General features: G+C 66.7%; 16 protein-coding genes. 4 read left to right on the plus strand and 12 right to left on the minus strand.

The window, feature by feature from the left end; all coding sequences use genetic code 11:
* Nucleotides 1-6: 6 nt before the first annotated feature.
* Nucleotides 7-402, minus strand: coding sequence for an oxalurate catabolism protein HpxZ (gene hpxZ / locus OSH07_RS11205; protein ID WP_266338733.1), 396 nt, complete (start codon nucleotides 400-402; stop codon nucleotides 7-9).
* 194 nt (nucleotides 403-596) lie between these two features.
* Between hpxZ and OSH07_RS11210 the strand changes: the two genes are divergently transcribed.
* The gene (locus OSH07_RS11210) at nucleotides 597-1,775 is read left to right on the plus strand and encodes a fumarylacetoacetate hydrolase family protein (protein ID WP_266338734.1); all 1,179 of its coding nucleotides are present in this window, start codon (nucleotides 597-599) and stop codon (nucleotides 1,773-1,775) included.
* 145 nt (nucleotides 1,776-1,920) lie between these two features.
* On the opposite strand, the gene OSH07_RS11215 is transcribed toward OSH07_RS11210, so the two are convergent.
* Entirely contained in the window at nucleotides 1,921-3,789 is a 1,869-nt protein-coding gene (locus OSH07_RS11215; RefSeq protein ID WP_266338735.1) for an ABC transporter ATP-binding protein, read from the minus strand.
* Nucleotides 3,790-4,069: 280 nt separating this feature from the next.
* Here OSH07_RS11215 and guaD point away from each other — a divergent pair, with 280 nt between their 5' ends.
* Complete coding sequence (guaD, locus tag OSH07_RS11220) at nucleotides 4,070-5,419, plus strand: guanine deaminase (protein ID WP_266338736.1); 1,350 nt, start codon at nucleotides 4,070-4,072, stop codon at nucleotides 5,417-5,419.
* A 60-nt stretch (nucleotides 5,420-5,479) separates the two neighbouring features.
* Here guaD and OSH07_RS11225 read toward each other — a convergent pair whose 3' ends face one another.
* The 5 genes from OSH07_RS11225 to OSH07_RS11245 all read right to left on the minus strand — a co-directional run bounded on the left by OSH07_RS11225 (nucleotide 5,480) and on the right by OSH07_RS11245 (nucleotide 11,684).
* Entirely contained in the window at nucleotides 5,480-6,880 is a 1,401-nt protein-coding gene (locus tag OSH07_RS11225; protein ID WP_266338737.1) for a glycoside hydrolase family 1 protein, read from the minus strand.
* Between the two features lie 110 nt (nucleotides 6,881-6,990).
* Nucleotides 6,991-7,983 (minus strand): ABC transporter permease subunit, encoded by a 993-nt coding sequence (locus OSH07_RS11230; protein WP_266338738.1) that lies wholly within the window; start codon nucleotides 7,981-7,983, stop codon nucleotides 6,991-6,993.
* A complete protein-coding gene (locus OSH07_RS11235; RefSeq protein WP_266338739.1) occupies nucleotides 7,980-8,960 on the minus strand; it encodes an ABC transporter permease in 981 nt (326 codons plus the stop codon). Before OSH07_RS11235 ends, OSH07_RS11230 begins: the two co-directional genes overlap by 4 nt.
* Complete coding sequence (locus OSH07_RS11240) at nucleotides 8,957-10,483, minus strand: sugar ABC transporter ATP-binding protein (RefSeq protein WP_266338740.1); 1,527 nt, start codon at nucleotides 10,481-10,483, stop codon at nucleotides 8,957-8,959. Before OSH07_RS11240 ends, OSH07_RS11235 begins: the two co-directional genes overlap by 4 nt.
* Nucleotides 10,484-10,556: 73 nt before the next feature.
* A complete protein-coding gene (locus OSH07_RS11245) occupies nucleotides 10,557-11,684 on the minus strand; it encodes a sugar ABC transporter substrate-binding protein (RefSeq protein WP_266338741.1) in 1,128 nt (375 codons plus the stop codon).
* Between the two features lie 400 nt (nucleotides 11,685-12,084).
* Here OSH07_RS11245 and OSH07_RS11250 point away from each other — a divergent pair, with 400 nt between their 5' ends.
* Nucleotides 12,085-13,035, plus strand: coding sequence for a ring-cleaving dioxygenase (locus OSH07_RS11250; protein WP_266338742.1), 951 nt, complete (start codon nucleotides 12,085-12,087; stop codon nucleotides 13,033-13,035).
* Nucleotides 13,036-13,162: 127 nt separating this feature from the next.
* Nucleotides 13,163-13,834 carry an alpha/beta hydrolase gene (locus tag OSH07_RS11255; RefSeq protein ID WP_266338743.1) on the plus strand — a complete coding sequence of 224 codons (672 nt, stop codon included), beginning with the start codon at nucleotides 13,163-13,165 and terminating at the stop codon, nucleotides 13,832-13,834.
* A gap of 164 nt (nucleotides 13,835-13,998) precedes the next feature.
* Here the strand turns inward: OSH07_RS11255 and OSH07_RS11260 are convergent, their stop codons facing one another.
* The 5 genes from OSH07_RS11260 to OSH07_RS11280 form a co-directional block, all read right to left on the minus strand.
* Entirely contained in the window at nucleotides 13,999-14,790 is a 792-nt protein-coding gene (locus tag OSH07_RS11260) for an SDR family oxidoreductase (protein WP_266338744.1), read from the minus strand.
* Nucleotides 14,790-15,788: an ABC transporter permease gene (locus OSH07_RS11265; protein WP_266338745.1), complete on the minus strand. Its 999-nt coding sequence runs from the start codon at nucleotides 15,786-15,788 to the stop codon at nucleotides 14,790-14,792. Before OSH07_RS11265 ends, OSH07_RS11260 begins: the two co-directional genes overlap by 1 nt.
* 182 nt (nucleotides 15,789-15,970) lie before the next feature.
* Nucleotides 15,971-17,017, minus strand: a complete 1,047-nt coding sequence (locus OSH07_RS11270) for a sugar ABC transporter substrate-binding protein (RefSeq protein ID WP_266338746.1) — start codon at nucleotides 17,015-17,017, stop codon at nucleotides 15,971-15,973.
* A gap of 62 nt (nucleotides 17,018-17,079) precedes the next feature.
* A complete protein-coding gene (locus OSH07_RS11275) occupies nucleotides 17,080-17,883 on the minus strand; it encodes an ATP-binding cassette domain-containing protein (RefSeq protein WP_266338747.1) in 804 nt (267 codons plus the stop codon).
* Nucleotides 17,880-19,112, minus strand: a complete 1,233-nt coding sequence (locus OSH07_RS11280) for an ROK family transcriptional regulator (protein WP_266338748.1) — start codon at nucleotides 19,110-19,112, stop codon at nucleotides 17,880-17,882. Before OSH07_RS11280 ends, OSH07_RS11275 begins: the two co-directional genes overlap by 4 nt.
* Nucleotides 19,113-19,376: the final 264 nt, after the last annotated feature.

Below are 19,376 nucleotides of genomic sequence, written 5' to 3' on the forward strand. Positions count from 1 at the left end.
GCCTTCCTAGGCAGAGAGGTCCGGGTCGGCGATCACGCTGACATGGGCGGCCACAACTCGCCATCCGGCCGGGGTGCGGATCCAGGTCTGCATCTGGCGGCCGATCTTGCCCGGCGCCGTCTCGCGCCGGAACAGCGTCGAGGCGGTGCCGAAGTCGCGGCCATAGGTCGTCACCACCGTGCGCTCGATCACGCGGGCGAGCCCGGCCGACGACCGCCCGGCCCGGAACGCCGCGATCTCCGCATAGCCATAGAGGTTCTCGCCGCCGCCATAGCGAATCGTCGTCGGCGCGGCATGGAACAGTTCGTCCAGCGCTTCGACGTCGTTGGTGACCAGCGCCGTCTCGTAGCGCGCGAAGGCGGCCTCGAGTTCGGCCTTGACCTCCGGTATGTCGATTTCCATGGCATGCATTCCCTTCAAGCCGTCCGGCCGGGAAAATTGCACGGAAACGCGCCGCATGCATGCGCAAATCCGTGGCCGCTTCTGCTCGAAAACAGACCAGACATATGGCCTATCCGCGAACGCAGGGTATAACGGTGGCCCGCTCTTTCATTCCTCAAGATCGGCTTCATCGCTGAACGTCCTGGAGATCGCCTATGCCGCTCGATACCGCTGCCCCCTTCGCGCTGCCCGAGGATGCGGAGGCCGCCACGCTGGTCGGCCGCGTCTTCCGCCCCGATGTCGACGGCCCATCGGTCGTCGCTCTGCGCGACGGCCAGCTGATCGACATCACCGCGTCGGTCGTCACCATGCGCGACCTCTGCGAACACCAGGATCCGGCCCGCGTCGCCGCCACCGCTGACGGCGAATTCATCGGCAGCTTCGAGGAAATCCTCGCCAACACGCCGCTCGCCAGCCGCGACCCGTCCAAGCCCTACCTGATCGCCCCGATCGACCTGCAGGCGGTCAAGGCCGCCGGCGTCACCTTCGTCGTGTCGATGCTGGAGCGCGTCATCGAGGAGCAGGCCCGCGGCCTGCCCGAGCGCGCCAACGCCATCCGCGCCGAGATCAACGCCACCATCGGCGACGACCTGGCGGCGCTGCGTCCCGGCTCCGAGCAGGCGGCGGCGCTCAAGAAGCTGCTGATCGAGAAGGGCATGTGGTCCCAGTATCTCGAGGTCGGCATCGGCCCCGACGCCGAGATCTTCTCGAAGGCGCAGCCGATGTCGGCCGTCGGCCACCTGGCCGAGATCGGCATCCATCCGATCTCGACCTGGAACAATCCCGAGCCGGAAGTCGTGCTGGTCGTCTCGTCGACCGGCAAGATCGTCGGCGCGACGCTCGGCAACGACGTCAACCTGCGCGACGTCGAGGGCCGCTCGGCCCTGCTGCTGTCGAAGGCCAAGGACAACAATGCCAGCGCCTCGATCGGCCCGATGATCCGCCTGTTCGACGGCGGCTTCTCGCTCGACGACGTGCGCGCCACCGAAGTCCGCCTGACGGTGGACGGCGAGACCGACGGCTTCCGCCTCGACGGCTCCAGCGCGATGTCGAAGATCAGCCGCGACCCGGAAGACCTGGTCAAGCAGACGGTCGGCAAGAACCACCAGTATCCGGACGGCTTCGTGCTCTATCTCGGGACGATGTTCGCGCCGGTGCAGGACCGCGACGGCCCCGGCCAGGGCTTCACCCACAAGGTGGGCGACATCGTCACGATCAGCGCGCCGAAGCTCGGCAAGCTGTCGAACCGCGTCGTGCTCTGCCCCGACGCCGAGCCCTGGACCTTCGGCACGGCGGCGCTGATGCGCAACCTCGCCGGCCGCGGCCTGCTCTGAGGCTCCCCCGCTAGATCCGCGTCTCGCCATCTGTGCAGGAGACCCGCCCGGCCCGCCATCGCCGGCCGATACAGCATAGCAAAACGGCGTCGCTTGCGACGCCGTTTTGGCAATTCAGGCTGTTATCGAGGTCCGAAGCGCCGGCTCAGGCGATCGCTCTCTCGATCTTTCCCTCGTCGAACTGGTAGCGGTAGAGCTTCTCGTAGACGCCGCTCATGCCGACCAGCTCGGGATGCGTGCCGACCTCGACGACGCGGCCGCGCTCGATCACCGCGATCTTGTCCGCATTCAGGATCGTCGCCAGGCGATGGGCGATGACGATCGTCGTGCGGCCTTCGACCAGCTTGTCGAGGGCGATCTGGATCATGCGCTCGGATTCAGAATCGAGCGCCGAGGTCGCCTCGTCGAGCAGCAGGATCGGCGCGTTCTTCAGGATGGCGCGGGCGATGGCTATGCGCTGGCGCTGGCCGCCCGAAAGCTGGACGCCATTCTCGCCGACATTGCTCTGGAAGCCCTGCGGCAGGCCCTGGATGAAATCATAGGCGAAGGCGTCGCGCGCCGCCTGCTCGACTTCCGCGTCGGTCGCACCGAGGCGGCCGACGCGGATATTGTCGGCGACGGTCCCGGAGAACAGGAACACGTCCTGGCTGACGAAGGCGATCTGGTGCCGGAGCGAGGCGACCGAGACGGTGCGGATATCCTGGCCGTCGACCCGGACCGCCCCCTCCTGGACGTCGTAAAAGCGCTGGATCAGCGACAGGATCGTGGACTTGCCGCCGCCGGAGGGGCCGACAAGCGCCAGCCGCTCGCCGTGATCGACCGACAGGCTGACGCCATGCAGGACACGATCCTTCTTGCGATAGCCGAAGCCGACATTGTCCAGTTCGATCTTGCCGCGCGTGAGCTGCAGCGCCGGCTTGTCGTCGGCCTCGGTGACGCTGGCCGGATGATCGAGGATGTCGAACAGCGCCCGAACCGCTATCAGGCTTTCGGCGATGCCGACATTCATGCGCGCCAGCCGCTTGGCCGGCTCATAGGCGAGCAGCAGCGCGGTGATGAAGGACATGAACTCGCCCGGCGTCTTGCCGGCCGAGATCGTCGCCCAGCCGGCATAGAGGATGACGAGGCCGATCGAGATGCCGCCAAGCGATTCCATCAGCGGGCTGGTGCGGGCCTGTAGCTGCGACACCTTGTTGGCACGCTGCTCGACCTGCGAGACGGCCTCTCCGAGCCGGTCGCGCATATGATTGGCGAGGCCGAAGGCCTTGACCATCTTGGCGCCGTGCACGGTCTCCTGGATGATCGCGACGATCTGGGTGCTCGAGGTGAATTCCGACTTCGAGATGTTGCGGATGCGCTTGACCAGCCGGGTCACGAACATGATGGCGATCGGCGCGAAGACGAGCGCGATCAGCGACATCAGCGGCGCCTGGTAGACCATGACGAAGATCAGGCCGATCAGCGTGACGAGGTCGCGCCCGAGGCTGAGCACGATGGTGTCGAGGATCGAGCGGATGGCGTTGGAGCCCCGCGAGATCGACATGATCAGCTCGCTGGAAGCGCGATCGGTGAAGAAATCGAGGCCGAAGGTCAGGCAGCGGTCGTAGAAGCGCTTCTGGTTCTCGGCGACGATCCGGTTGCCGATCCGGCTCTGCACCACGATCTGGCCATAGGTGGCGAAGCCCTTGACGATGAAGATCACCATCACGCCGATCGACAGCACCCAGAGCATCCGCACGTCCTGCGCGACGAAGATCTGGTTGACGACGTCGCGCATGATCCAGGCGGACAGCGACGTCATCGCCGCGACGACGAAGAGGAAGCCGAACGAGATCAGGTAGCCCTTGCGATGATCGCGGAAATTCGCGCGCAGGATGCGCACGACCACGCCGATCGTGCCCTCGTCATTGTTGATGAGCGCTCGATAGAAATCGCCCCAGCGGCGCAGATTGAGCTTGCCCTCGTCGGAAGGCTGCGGGGATTTGGGAAGCACTTTCGCTTCGGGCTCTGTCATGTGCGCGCGATCCGGCGCCATATCGACTGGCGTGGGACCTCTGCTCCGTCCTGTTGTTGACAGCGCCTTTTATCGGCTGCCGGCCCCCCTGTCCACAAACGGCCCCATGGCGAAGGGCTGCGCCGACGCCGCAGCCCTTCGCCTGCCCGCCGCGCGGGCACCGGCCGACGCGCAAATCCTCTGGCGTTTCGGCGCCGGGTATCGGATCGTGTCGGGTCTTTGCCGGCGCCGCCAATCCAGCGCCGGCCCCTTCGAACGGTCCTCCCGAAAGGATGCCGACATGACGCAGCGGGCAATCCGCGCTCCCGCCATGACCTTTCACGGCGACCCTTTCCTCGTCCCCGCCGGCGAGGCGCTTCGCCATTGGCCCGACGCGCTGATGCGGATCGAGGATGGCCGGATCGCGAGCATCGAGGACGCCGAGGAAGGATTGAAGCGGCTGCCCGCCGGCGTGCCGGTGACGCATTATGAAGATGCCCTGATCTGCCCCGGCTTCATCGACGCCCATGTCCACTATCCGCAGACCCAGATGATCGGCGCCTTCGGCGCGGAACTGCTGGAATGGCTGGAGCGCTACACCTTCGTCGCCGAACAGGATTTCGCCGATGCCGGCCATGCGCGCGACGTCGCGGCGCGCTTCCTGCGCGAACTGCTGCGCGCCGGCACGACGACGGCCTCGGTCTATTGCACCGTTCACCCGCAATCCGTCGACGCTCTGTTCGAGGAATCCGAGCGCTTCAACACACGCATGATCGCCGGCAAGGTGCTGATGGACCGCAACGCGCCGAACGCCCTGCTCGACACGGCCGAACGCGGCTATGCCGAGTCGAAGGCGCTGATCGGCAAGTGGCACGGCCGCGGCCGCCAGCTCTACTGCATCACGCCGCGCTTCGCCCCCTCCTCCTCGGAAGAGCAATTGCAGGCGGCGGGAAAGCTCTGGCGCGAGCATCCAGGCACCTACATGCAGACCCATCTCTGCGAGAACCAGGGCGAGATCGAATGGGTCCGCCAGCTGTTCCCGGAGCGATCGAGCTATCTCGACGTCTACGACCATGCCGGGCTGACCGGGCCGCGCGCCATCTTCGGCCATGCCGTGCACATGGACGAGGAGGATTTCGCCTGCTGCCATCGCACCGGCTCGGCGCTGGCGCACTGCCCGACCTCGAACCTCTTCCTCGGCAGCGGCCTCTTCCGCATGGTCGACGCCAAGCGGATCGAGCGACCGGTTCGCGTCGGCCTCGGCACGGATATCGGCGCCGGCACCAGCTTCTCGCAGCTGCAATCGCTCGGCGAGGCCTACAAGGTGGCGAAGCTCGGCGGCCATGCGCTGACCCCCGAACAGGGCTTCTACCTGGCGACGCGCGGCGGCGCCGAAGCGCTCAGGCTCGATGACCGGATCGGCTCGCTCGCGCCCGGTTTCGAGGCGGACTTCGTCGTGCTCGACCTGAAGGCGACGCCGCTCCTCGACTTCCGCCTGTCGCACGCGCGCGATCTCGCAGAGACTCTGTTCGTGCTGATGACTCTGGGCGACGACCGCGCCATCCGTGCGACCTATGTCGCCGGCGAGTGCGTCTACGAGCGCGACCGGCCGGAAAGCTTCCTCTATCCGGGGGCAGCCTCCAGCGCCTGAAGAAAGCCCCTCCCCCACGCCTCTCCCGCGAGCGGGAGAGTGCCGAGGTGAGGTCTTCGCCTAGTCCGCCGTCGTCACGCCACCCTGGGCGATGATCTCGCGATAGGCGTCGAAGCTCCGCTTCGGCGTCCGCCGCTGCGTGTCGAAATCGACGTGGACGAGGCCGAAGCGACGGCCATAGCCCTGCAGCCATTCGAAATTGTCGAAGAGGCTCCAGACCATGTAGCCGCGCAGGTCGACCCCATTCTCCTTGGCCTTCAGCGCCGCCTCGATGTGGCGGCGGATATAGTTGGCGCGGCGCGGGTCGTGCACGCTGTCACCGACCATCTGCTCGTCGACCGGGCCGAAGCCGGCGCCGTTCTCGGTGATGTAGATGGCCGGATTGCCATATTCGTCGCGAATCCGCTCCAGCAGCCGGCGCAGGTAGTCCGGCCGCACCGGGCCGTTGAAGGCGGCCGGCTCCGGATCGGGATTGGTATCGAACCAGTTGTAGCCGAGCGGCGCCGCCTCGTCCTGGCGGACATAGGCCGGGGCGTAGAAATTGACGCCGAGGAAATCAGGCTTGTTGGCGGCAAGAATGCCGAAATCCGCCTCGAACGGCGCAAAGTCCGGATTGAGCTGGCGGAAGGTGGTCATCACCTCGATCGGGTAGCGGCCCTTGAACAGGGCGTCGAGGCACCAGCGGTTGATGACGGCGTCGGCGAGCGCGGCAGCGCGGATGTCCTCGGACTTGCCGGGATTCTCGGGAATCGTCGGCATCAGCGGCAGTGCCACGCCGATCTCGCCCGTATAGCCGGCGGCGCGGAAATCGCCGATCGTCTCGGCGCTCGCCACCAGCCAGTGATGCAGCGCCACCGCCTGCTGCGCATAATGCGCGTCGGTGATGGCGAAGGGGCTGCCGACCCCGAGCTTGATGTTGTCGACCATCGGCTCGATCAGGAAGAGATCGATGAACGGCTCGTTGAAGGTGATGAACTTCGACACCCTGTCGCCGAGCGCCTCGCGCACGATGCTGGCGTAATTGCGGAACCAGCCGACCGATTCCCGGTTGTACCAGCCGCCGCGATCGTCGAGCGCGCGGGGCAGGTCCCAGTGATAGAGCGTCACGACCGGCTCGATGCCGGCCGCCAGCAGATCGTCGACGAAGCGCTGGTAATGCGCGACGCCCGCCTCGTTGACCCGGCCGACGCCATCGGGAAGGATCCGCGCCCAGGAGAGCGAGAAGCGGTAGCAATTGATGCCGAGCTCGCGCATCAGCGCGATATCAGCGAGATATTGGGCGCGGTCATAGGCGTTGATCGCGACATTGCCCGTCTCCTGCCTGCCTGTGACGGATTCGGTCGCGCGGTAGACGTTGGTATAGAGATCCCAGTTCGACAGGCCCTTGCCGTCAGCCTGCCAGGCGCCCTCGACCTGATAGGCGGCGCTCGCCGCACCCCAGAGAAATCTCGTCGAAACCATGGAAGGCGCTCCTTGTCACGCCGCCCCCCTGGGCGACGCGACGGATACGACGCCCGGAACGCGGCTTCTTTCGGGCGGCGCCTGTGAGCCGGCTACATCCGTTCCTGGCCTCAACTCCTCGCCTTGGCGCCGCGCCCATAGATCAGCAGCATCACGATGATGACGCAACCATAGATCACCTGGCGCCCGGCCTCCGGCATCTGCATCACCGACAGGATCGACTGCAGCAGCGTGATCAGGATGACGCCGGCGATGGTGCCGAGATAATTGCCCTTGCCGCCGAGGATGTTGGTGCCGCCGAGCACCACTGCGGCGATCGCCGGCAGCAGGTAGGCGTCGCCCATGTTCTGATAGGCCTTGTTGGAATAGCCGGCGAGCAGCACGCCGGCGAAGGCGGCCATGGCGCCGGAGAAGGCAAAGCAGCCGATCAGGACGCGGTTGGTGTTGACGCCGGAGAGATAGGCGGCCGCCTCGCGGTTGCCGACCGCGTAGATCGCGCGGCCGAAGGCCGTGCGCTTCAGGAGATAGATAACGAAGGCGCCGACCACCGCCCAGACGAACAGGGCATTGGGAATGCCGAACAGGCTGCGCTGCACGGCCAGGAAGTGCATCGCCTCCGTCGCCTGGTCGAGCGGGGCGAAGCCGCCGGTGTGCAGCACCATCAGCCCCTGCACGACGGCGTTCATGCCGAGCGTGAAGATCATCGACGGCAGGCGGAGATAGGCGACGCCGAGCCCGTTCAGCACGCCGACGACGGCGCCGCAGAAGACGCCGAACGGAATGCACAGCCAGACGCCCGCCGGGCCGCCCCAGCCGACCATGGCGGTCGCCATCATCGCGCCGAGCGTCACCACCCAGGGAATCGACAGGTCGATGTGGCCGAGCAGGATCACCAGCATCGCGCCGGAAGCGATGATGCCGAGGAAAGCCCCGACCTGCAGCTGCTGCAGCAGATACTCCGGCGACAGGAACTCGCGCGAATAGAGCGCGCCGGCGCAGAGAATCAGCACGATGCAGCCGAAGGCGATCGCGACCGAGCGATCGATGCCAAGGCGCGCGGCCAATGTCGGGCCCCGGGCGGGCCCCGTGTCGACGCTGGTCACGAGAAGAGCTCCAGACGGTTGCGGACGCGCAGGATGCGGAAGGCGCCGAGGCTGACAGCAAAGAGCAGCACGACGCCCTGGAACAGCGGCTGCCAGAGCGGCGGCAGGTCGAAGACGAACAGCAGGTCCTCGATCGTGCGGAGCACGAAGGCGCCGAAGATCGAGCCGATGGCCGAACCCCAGCCGCCGAACAGCGACGTGCCGCCGATCACCACGGCGGCGATCGAATTCAGCGTGTAGGTGCCGGCGATCGGCGCCGACGCCTCGCCCGAATAGGTATTGAAGGTCAGCATCAGCCCGGCCACAGAGGCGAGCAGACCCGCCAGCGTGTAGGCCAGCAGCTTCGCCTTCTGCACCGGCACGCCCGACATGTAGGCGGCCTGCTCGTTCGAGCCGACGGCATAGGCGGCGCGGCCGAGCACGGAACGGCGATAGGGGATCCACACCACCAGCACGATGACGAAGAGGACCACCAGCGCCGCCGGCACGACGCCGAACACCTGGCCGGTCAGGAGATCGGCGATGTCGGACTGCACGTCGCCGCCCGGTCCGGGCCGGACGAACAGCGCGATGCCGTAGTAGACGGCGCCGGTCGCGAGCGTCGTGATGATCGGCTGCAGCCGGCCCCAGACCACGATGGCGCCGTTGATGAAGCCGGCGAGCGCGCCGATCAGGAGCACGGCGACGATGCCGAGCAGCCCCTCGCCGACCGTGCCGACGACGATGGTCGAGGCGATGCAGTTCGCCATCACGAACACCATGCCGACCGATAGGTCGAGGCCGCGTGTCAGCACCGGCAGCGTCTGCGCCATGGCGACCAGCGCCAGCAGCACCGCCTTGTTGGCGGCGGTGGTGGCGACGGCGGGCGTCAGGCCGGCGCTGTGGTTGGAGATGTAGAGGGTGAACATCGCCGCGAACAGGACGACGGCGGTCAGCACGCCGGCATTGTGCGCGAACCAGTAGCGCCAGTTGCTCATGCTGCCTGCTCCGCCGCGTCGATGTTGAGGGCGCTCTGCAGCAGGTTGCGCTCGTTGAGCGCCTCGCCGGCCAGTTCGCGGCGGATCTTGCCGTCATAGACGACGAGCACGCGGTCGCAGCAGCCGATCAACTCGGCATAATCGGTCGAATAGAACAGGATCGACGCCCCCTGGTTCGCGAGTTCCCGCATCAGGCGGTAGATCTCCTGCTTGGTGCCGACGTCGATGCCGCGCGTCGGGTCGTTGAGCAGGATGATGCCCGGCGCCGTCATCAGCCACTTCGCCAGCACGACCTTCTGCTGGTTGCCGCCCGACAGCGCCGACACCGGCGCCTCGAGGTCGGGCATCTTCACGCGCAGCCGGTCGACCATGCCCTGGATGGCGGCGCCCTCCTTGGCGGCGTCGATGCCGAAGCGTCCGAGCAGGCGCGGCAGCGCGGCGAGCGTCATGTTGTCCCGCACGCTCATCGGCAGCATCAGGCCTTCGGTCTTGCGGTCCTCCGGGATCAGCGCCATCGGCAGCGGCGCATGCATCGCCCGGCGCGGCCCATCGAGCGCGATCGGCTTGCCGTCGACGGCGACCGTGCCCGAGACGCCCTTCAGCACGCCGAAAAGCGCGAGCAGCAATTCGCGCTGGCCCTGACCGTCGAGCCCGCCGAGACCGACGATCTCGCCCTTCCCGAGATTGAACGAGACGTCCTGGATCTCGCGCCCCCAGGAGAGATTGGCGACCTTGAGCGCCACCGGCGCGTCCGGCTTCGGCGCCGGCTTGTCGGGATATTGGTGCGTCACCTCGCGACCGATCATCATCTCGATGATGGCGTCGACCGAGCGCGCGCCCTTGGCGAAGGTCTCGATCCTGCGACCGTTGCGGAAGACGGTCGCCGTGTCGGCCAGCGCCTCGATCTCGCGCATGCGATGCGACACGTAAAGAATGCCGACGCCGGACTTCTTCAGGTCGCGGATGATGCCATAGACGCGCTCGACGTCGTCGGCCGTGAGCGCCGAGGTCGCCTCGTCGAGGATGAGGATGCGCGGATCGCGGCCGAGCGCCTTGGCGATCTCCACCATCTGGCGGCGCGACAGCGGCAGGTCGCGCACCAGTTCGAGCGGATGCACGTCCTCGCAGCCGACGCGCTTCAGAAGCGCCCTGGCGCGCTCGCGCTGGCTCCCGGCATCGATCATGCCGAGCCATTTCGGCGGGTCGACGATGGAGAGGTTGTCGGCGACCGTCATTTCCGGCAGCAGCGACAATTCCTGGAACACGCAGACGACGCCGGCGCGCATCGCCTCGGTCGGATTGCGGAAGCGGACGGGGCGGCCCTCGATCAGGACTTCGCCCTCGGTCGGATCGGTGACGCCGGAGGCGATCTTGATCAGCGTCGACTTGCCGGCGCCGTTCTCGCCCAACACCGCCTGGATCTCGCCCGGATAGACCGAGAAATCCACCTCCGTCAGCGCGGCGATGCCGCCATAGCGTTTCGAGATCCGCTTGAGCTCGAGATAGGGCTTCCGGTCAGACAAGGCACAATCCACACGAGAAGAGGGCGAGACGCGACTGGCGGGCCCTTGGGCCCGCCAGCAACGGAAAAGAGAATTACTTGTTCTCTTTGGTCTGGCCCATGATTTCCTGGGCGGTGAAGTTGATGCCGCAATCCGGGAAAGAGTTGCCGACGAAGAAGTTGTCGGACTCCTTCGAGTAGAAGTTGACGCCGTCCTTGAAGTCCGGATCGTGGTCGATGGCGAGCGGCAGGGCGATCGACTGCGGCACGACATCGCCTTCGAGCGCCGCGATGGCGGTCTTGATGGCGACGGCGACCTGCGCCGGGCCGCTGCCGGCCGAGGTGCACTTCAGGCCGTCGGCCGAATGCTCGGCGCAGAGCTTGCGGAAGCCGTTCTCCGTCTCGCCGCCGACCGGCACGAAGGCATGACCGGCATCCATCAGCGCGCGGACCGTACCGGTCGAGCCGCCCTGGACGGTAACGCCATCGAACTTCTTGTGCACGGCGACGGCATCGGCCGTCACCTTCTGCGCCGTACCATCGTCCCAGCGGCCGATGACTTCGACGGTCTCGAACTTCTTGCCCGACTTGCCGAGCACTTCCTGCACGCCTTCATGGCGGTCGCGATCGACCGAGGTGCCGGTCACACCACGCACTTCGAGCACCTTGCCGCCATCCGGCAGATGATCGACCAGCCACTGGCCCCAGAGTTCGCCGAGGCCCTTCTGGTTGACGTTGACGTTGATCGCCTCGTCGGTGTCGAGCGTGTTGTCGAAGGCGACGAGCACGACGCCGGCCGCCTTGGCGCGCTTGATCACCGGCTTGAAGGAAGTCGGGTTCTGCGCGTTGACGACGATCGCGTCATAGCCGGAGTTAATGAAGTTATCGACCGCGGCGATCTGTGCGGCAACGTCGTCACCGGTCGAGACGACCTTGAATTCCTTCAGCTTCGCCTTGACATCCGGCTGCTCGGCATAAGCCTTGGCGGTCTGGATCATCTGGATGCGCCAGGTATTGCCGATGAAGCCGTTGGCAAGCGCGATCCGGTACGGACCTTCCTTCTTCGGGAACTTGAAGAACTTGGTCTCCGGCGTCCAGGGCTTGAAGCACTTGGCGTCGGCGCTCGGTCCGGCGACGATCTCGGGGCCTGCCGCGTGCGCGGCGGTTGCAAGGGCACCCACGGCGATCGTCGTCGCCAGAAGCTGCCGGATGAGCTTCACCATGTCGTATCCTCCCATTGATGTTCTTTGCTCGCCGGCTGAGCGACGGCCACGCCTGTGGCGCGCTTCCTCCCGTCGTTCAACCGCCTCGACTGCCTACCCTCGATCGAAGCCCGTGCACTCGTCATCTGAGATACGATGCTCTCTTAGCGAGCCACGATGCTCCTTGCACGCAAAATGCGTCCTAGTGGGATCGCCGTCCAGAACTTCTTTGCGGCCGGCGCCGACACTGCACATCCCTCTGCGACACCCCGAAAGTTACGTTTGGGAAACTGCTCGCGTGCGACGACTGACGGAAGCGCGATTGTCCATTCTCCGGAGACAACCTTATTCTGGCGAGCCGGTTGAGTTTCGAGCCAGGAAGTCCATTTTCCTGCCAACGCACTCGTTTGGAGAACTCATCATGGATCTGAAGCTCGGTGGCTTCCATCATCTTACCGCGATCACGGCGGACGCGCCGGGCAATCTTGCCTTCTACACCAAGGTGCTCGGGCTCCGGCTGGTGAAGAAGACTGTCAACCAGGACGATACCAGCGCCTACCATCTCTTCTATGGCGACGGCGCGGCAACGCCCGGTTCCGACATCACCTTCTTCGACTGGCCGGTCGGCCCCGCCCGGCGTGGAACGCATTCGATCGTCCGCACCGGCTTCCGCGTCGACGGCAACAGCCTCGGCTGGTGGCGCGACCACCTGCGCGGCCTCGGCGTCAATACCGGCGACGTGACCGATCTCGGCGGCCGCCAGGGCCTGATCTTCGAGGACCCGGAAGGCCAGCGCCTGTCGCTGGTCGACAACGGCGCCAGGGCGGAAGCGCATCCCTGGGAGCGCAGCGCGGTTCCGGCCGAGCACCAGATCCTCGGCCTCGGCCCGATCACCATCAGCGTGCGGGACCTCGCCCCGACCGACATGGTGCTGACCCGCGTCATGCACATGAAGAAGGTGCGCGACTATCCGCAGAGCGCCATCTCGTCCAACCAGGTGCATGTCTACGAGATGGGCGATGGCGGCCCGCATGCCGAGCTGCACGTCGTCGTCGAGCCGGATGCGCCGACGGCGCGGGAAGGCGCCGGTGGCGTCCACCACGTCGCCTTCCGCACGCCGGACAATGACAGCCTGCGGCTCTGGGCCGAGCGGGTGCGCGATTTCCGCATCGGCTCCAGCGGCGAGGTCGAGCGCTACTACTTCCGTTCGCTCTATTTCCGCGAGCCGAACGGCATCCTGTTCGAGATCGCCACCGACGTCCCCGGCTTCACCGCCGACGAACCGCTGGAGACGCTCGGCGAACATCTGTCGCTGCCGCCCTTCCTGGAAGGACGCCGGCAGTCGATCGAGGACAATCTGAAGCCGCTCTAGGGCGCCTTCGACCGTCTGTGAATGCGTACCGGATCGCCTGCGGGTCGGGCGATCCAACAAGAAGCCGGCCGTTCATCGCCCGCCAGGAAGCGGTGGACGGCTGCGGCTGGAAAGGGGCACGGAGATCATGACCATCGACAAGACCAGGGGCGCCGCCCCCCATGCGGGACAGCGCATTCTTTCCGCCGGCGCGCCGGTCGAGAAGGCGCGCGCGGCCGTCGTCATGCTGCATGGCCGCGGCGCCACCGCCGACGACATCATCGGGCTTGCCGACCATCTCGGCCAGGACGACGTCGCCTATTTCGCGCCGCAGGCGGCCGGCTATGCCTGGTATCCGCAGCGCTTCATGCAGCCGACGGCGCTGAACCAGCCCTATCTGGGCGCGGCGCTCGACGTGGTCCACAATCTGGTGGAGGACATCGTCGCGGCGGGGATCGCCCGCGAGCGGATCGTGCTGCTCGGCTTCTCGCAGGGCGCCTGCCTGGCGCTGGAGGCGGTGGCCCGCAAGCCCGGCCGCTATGGCGGCGCGGTCGGCCTCAGCGGCGGCCTGATCGGCGCGGACAACGAGGTATGGAACGGGGCGGACGATCTGGCGGGAACGCCGGTCCTGCTCGGCTGCGCCGAGCTCGACGCCCATATCCCCCTCTCGAGGGTGCAGGAGACGGCCGCCCGGTTCGAGAAGGCCGGCGCCGGCGTGACGACGCGGATCTATCGCGGCTCGGCCCATGGCGTGAACGCCGACGAGATCGAGCTGACGACGGCGCTGCTCTCCGGCATCGGCAAAACCGCCGCGGTCTGAGCGTCCGGTCCAGGACAGGCCCTCACCCCGTCCCTCTCCCGCACGCGGGAGAGGGAGAGCGCCTGCGCCGGTGACGGACATCGCTCCACGCGAATAATGGTCGCGGTCGCAAAGCCCTCGCCCGCTTGCGGGAGAGGGTTGGGTGAGGGTCTTCGCTAGCTTCCTCAGCTCGGCGTCAGACGGAAATCCTTGCTTTCCGGCAGCGTCTGGCCGCCATCGACGACGATGGTGGTGCCGGTGATGTAGGCGGATTCATCGGAGGCGAGGAACAGCGCCGCATTGGCGATGTCCTCCGGCGTGCCGAGCCGGCCGAGCGGGATCGAATCCTCCATGCCCTTGATGAAGGCGGCGCTGCGGCCGGCCTTCATGCCTTCGGTCAGGATGTTGCCCGGCTCGATGCCGTTGACGGTGATGCCGTAGCCGGCGAATTCGAGCGCCGCCGACTTGATGAAGCCGTTGATGCCGGCCTTGGACGCCGAATAGTGGCCGTGGCCGGGGCTGGTCACGCGCGGGCCGGTGATCGACGAAGTGAAGATCATCCGGCCGTAGCCCTTGGCCTTCATCGCCGGCAGCGCCGCACGCGCCACCAGGAAGGTGCCGCGCAGGTTGACGCCGAGCACGGCGTCCCATTCCTCCGGCTCGATGTCCTCGATCAGCGTCCACGGATAGATGCCGGCGTTCTGAACGACGATGTCGATGCCGCCGAAATGCGCCACCGCCTCGGCGACGGCGCGCTCGGCGTCCGCCTTCCGGGAAATATCGGTCTCGATGAAGCGAACGCGGTCGGGCCCGCCGAGCGAGGCAGCGAAGACGGTGCCAGCCTCGATTTCCGTATCGGCGATGACGACGCGCGCGCCCTCGGCGGCGAAGCGGGCGGCGATGGCGCCGCCGATGCCCCGCGCTCCACCCACGACGAGGGCGGAGCGGCCGGCGAGACGCTGGGACGAAATGCTCATCAGGCGAGCCTCTTTCTGATGTTGAGCTTGAAGGTATCGAGCAGCACCGCCACCAGGACCATGCCGCCCTGGATCAGCTGGGTGAAATGCGCGGGCATGCCCATCAGGTTGATCGCGGTCTGGATCGAGGCGAGCAGCAGCACGCCGGCATAGACGCCGGGCAGGCTGCCGACGCCGCCCTTGAGGCTGACGCCGCCGATGACGACCGCCGCGAAGGTCTGGAACAGCATGCCGACACCGAGATTGGCCGTCGCGCCCGAGGTGCGGATCGCCAGCAGCCAGCCGGCGAGGCCGGCGATCGAGCCGGCGAGGACGAAGGTGATCGCCGTCAGCCGGTCGACCTTGATGCCGGCGCGATAGGCCGCGGTCGGATTGCCGCCGATCATCAGCAGGTGACGGCCGAACGGCGTGCGGTTCAGGATGAAGGCGAAGACAAGGGTGGCGATGATGGCAAACCAGGCCATCAGCGGGATCTGCAGGAAGCGCTCGATCGCGATGATGCGGAGCTCCTGCGGCAGTTCCTGCGCCGAACGGCCGCCCGACAGCGCCACGACGAGGCCGCGGCCCCAGATGAAGGCGGCGAGCGTGACGATGAAGGAGTTCATCTTCAGGCGCACGACGAAGAAGGCGTTGCTGGCGCCGACCAGCGCGCCGACCGCGAGCGCGATCAGCAGCGAGATCGGCACCACCAGCCAGGCCGGCGTGAAGCCGAAGCCGAGGCCGACGCCCGATTTGGCGAACAGGATGCCGACCACCATCGCCGCCAACGCCATGACCGATTCGATCGAGAGGTCCATGTAGCCGGCGATGATCAGGAGCGACAAGCCGATCGCCAGAGTGCCGACGAAGGTCGACTGCTCGACGATGTTGGCGAAGATGCCGATCTGGAAATAGTTCGGGATGGTCAGCGAGAACAGCGCCAGCACGGCGATGAGGATGAACCAGACGAGGTGATCGAGGACGAACTCGATCGCGGCCCTGCGGTTGGTCGAGAGCATGAAGCGTCTCCGGATGTTGCGGCGGTAGGAGGCGGTCGGGGGCGCAGTCTCGGCTGTGTCGAAGCGCGACGCGGGACCGGCGAGAACGGGCATGCGCGGCCCGGCCGGAACGACCCGGCCCTGGCGGCGATGGCTGCCGCCCCGGCCCTTTGGCCGGAGCGGCAAGTTCAGGCGCGGAGCGCTTACTCGACCGACTTAACCGGGGCTTCCGGGGTCTTCATGTTGCCCCAGAAGCGCGGATCGTCGACATTCGCCTTGGTGATGGCGGCACCCGGGATCTTGATGTTCGGACCCCAGCTTTCTTCCGTCAGCACGCCTTCGAGGCCGAGCACGTCATAGGTGCCGGGCTTGATCTCCTGCTTGTTGACGACCTTGTCGGCGAACATGGCGAGCGCCGCCGCCTGGGCGAAGAGCGGCTGCTCGACTTCCACCTGCTGCCAGCCCTTGCGGATCAGGTCGAGGCCGACCGGCGCGCCGTTCGACGAGACGAGCAGGACGTCGCCCGGCTTCTTGCCGGCCGCTTCGAGCGAAGCGACGGCGGCGACCGAGAGATGGGCGGCGTGCACGAAGATCAGGTCGATGTCGGGATTGGCGAGCAGCTGGTCGGCGACGATCGAACCGGCGTTCGACGCTTCCCACTGCATGGCCGGCTTGGAGATGATGGTGACGTCCGGGAACGCCTTCATCTTCTCCTCGAAACCCTTCTGGATGTCGAGCGTGTAGGGATCGCCGGGGTCGCCGAGGACCTGCAGCACCTTGCCCTTCACGGCGCCGTTCTTCTCCTTGAGCAGGCGCTCTACTTCGCCGGCCGCGACATGACCGATCTCGACGGTGCCGGCGACCGAGGTCAGGTCGCTCTTGGTCGAGGTGATCTGGCGGTCGAACTGCATCACGGGGATGCCGGCGGCGCGCGCCGCCTCGATCTGCGGCTTCAGGGCGTTGAAGTCGACGGCGGCGAGCACGATCGCGGCCGGCTTCAGGGCGATGACGTCGTTCATCTGGCCCTGCTGGACGTCGGTCTTGTTGTCGGCGTTGAGCGCGACCGTCTCGTAGCCGACATCCTTCATGAACTTGGTGATCGCCGTCACCGAGCCGGTCTGGAATTCGTCCAGCAGCGTCGGCACGAGATAGTAGATCTTGCCCTTGTCCGCGGCCCATGCGGCCGGGGTCAGGAAGGTCGCGGCGCCGAGCACGACGGCTCCCGCCAGAAGTCCCATAAGTCGCTTCATCTTGCTGTTCCCTTCGTTCTTGTCGTTCAGTCTGGAAGTCCGGATGAGCTGTTGAACCAGCCCTATCCCGCGTGCTGGGCTTGGCCGTTCTCCTGGCCGACAGTCCGCGCGCGGCCGCCCAATGCCTCGCCGGTGATCAGATGCACGATCTCGTCCGGCGAGGTCTCCTCCCGTCGCACGTCGCCCGCCACCTTGCCCTGCCGGATCACGACCATGCGGTCGGCGACCTGGAAGGCCTGGCTCATGATGTGGGTGATGAAGACGACGCCGATGCCCTGGTCGGCGATGCGCCGGATCAGTTCGAGGCCGCGCCGCGTCTGCTCGACGCCGAGCGCGGCGAACGGCTCGTCGAGGAGCACGAGCTTGCCGCCCCAATGGACGAAGCGGTTCAGCTCGATCGCCTGGCGCTGGCCGCCGGAGAGGTGCTCGACATTGGTGCGGAGCGACGGGATCTTGGTGCCGGCGGCGGCCATCGCCTTGGCGACCACGGCCTCCATTTCCTTTTCCTGCAGCACCGGCACGCCGAAAACCTTCTTCACGATCTCGCGGCCCATGAAGAAATTGGCGACGACGTCGACATTCGTGCAGAGCGACAGGTCCTGGTAGACCGTCTCGATGCCCGCCGCCTTGCCGTCGGCCGGCGAGGTGAAATGGCGTTCGGCGCCGTCATAGACGACCTTGCCGGAGCTCGGCTCCAGGCCGCCCGAGATGATCTTCACCAGCGTCGACTTGCCGGCGCCATTGTCGCCCAGCAGAGCAACGACTTCGCCGCGCCCGATCTCGAACGAGATGTCGCGCAGCGCCTGGATCGCGCCGAAGCTTTTGGAAATGTTCTCGAGCCGCAGGAGCGGGGCTTCGGTGGTCATGCAGCTACCTCCTTCTTGGTCGGGCCGGCCATGATCGGATCGCGCTCGGCCCGCTCCTCCTCGCCGGCGAAGAGGAGGCCAAATCGGGGCGACAGCACGCCGGAGATCGCCAGCGCGGCGGCGCCGCGCATGACGGCGTCCTTGCCCTCGGTCGAGAGCAGCAGCCGCGGCGACGTTCGCCCGCTGCGTTCGGCGACGGAATGCATCAGCGGCTCGGTCGCGGCGAACAGCCGGCGCAGCAGTGCCTCGGAGACGAAGCCCGAGATGACGATGCCTTCCGGATCGAACAGGTTCTCGATCGTGGCGATCGCTCGCCGCAGTACGGGGGCGGTCTCGACGATCCAAGCCTCGACGACCTCTAGATGATCTTCCAGCGCCGTCTCGACGCGTGCGGTCGGGTCGACGGCCTTGAGGCGGCGGTCGAGCGCCTCCTGCGACACGTAGCGCTCGAGGCAACCGCGATTGCCGCAGGGGCAGAGGTCGCCGTCCGGCACGAGCGGGATATGGCCGATCTCGCCGGCATTGCCATGCGCGCCAAGCAGCACGCTGCCGCCATGCACCATGGCGCCGCCGAAGCCGACGCCGACATAGAGATAGTAGAAGGAACTGAGGCCCCGCCCCTTGCCATAGAGGCGCTCGCCCAGCGCCGCGGCGCTCGGCTCGGTGCCGACGAAGGTCGGAAGCCCGGTCATCGCGGTGAGGCGGGCGCCGACATCGACGCCCTTCCAGCCCTCGAGCGTCGTCGGACCAACGAAGCTCATGGATTCGACGTCGTTCGGCCCCGGCATGGCGACGCCGATGCCAAGCATCCGCCCCTCGGGCCTGAGCGCCCGCATCTCCGCGATCAGGATCTCGAAGATCTCGAAGGACCGCTCCGGGGTTACGGGCGCGAGCGCGTGATAGCGGCTGCCGATGATGTCGCCGGCCAGATTGACCAGCGCCGCGCCGATGCCGACCGGCGTCACGTGCAGACCGATGGCGAAGCCGCCGTCCGGGTTGAGCATCAGGCTGGTGCGCGGCAGCCCCCTGCCCTTCGGCGCCTCGCGGGCGCCCATGACGAAGCCCTGCAGTTCCAGTTCGCGGATGATGGTGGAAACGGTCTGGACGGTGAGGCCGACCTGGCGGGCGATGTCGCCACGGGCAATGGGCGCCTCCAGCCGGATCGTCTCGAGCACGATCCGCCGGTTATAGGGCCGCCCAAACTCCTGGTTCGTACCGCGCAGGGCCATCGTCACTCCCGTCCGATACCCCTACGTTAGACGGGCGATTTATTAAGTCAAATGGATTTCTAGATTAGGGAAACGCACCGGCGACAGCCGCCCCGGATCGGTGCGCAAGCGGCGCACAAGTCATGGAAAAGCCTGTGGAAGGGCTGTGGGACGCCTGGGCTCCGGTTGTGGACAAGCCGCGTCGGAAGCTGTGGGCAAGCCTATGGAGAGGCAGTTGAAAAGCACGGCAAAGGCCTGTGGAAGGCCTGGGGGCGAACGGTGCGT

It is taken from the genome of Kaistia nematophila (assembly GCF_026343855.1).
Classification (GTDB): domain Bacteria; phylum Pseudomonadota; class Alphaproteobacteria; order Rhizobiales; family Kaistiaceae; genus Kaistia; species Kaistia nematophila.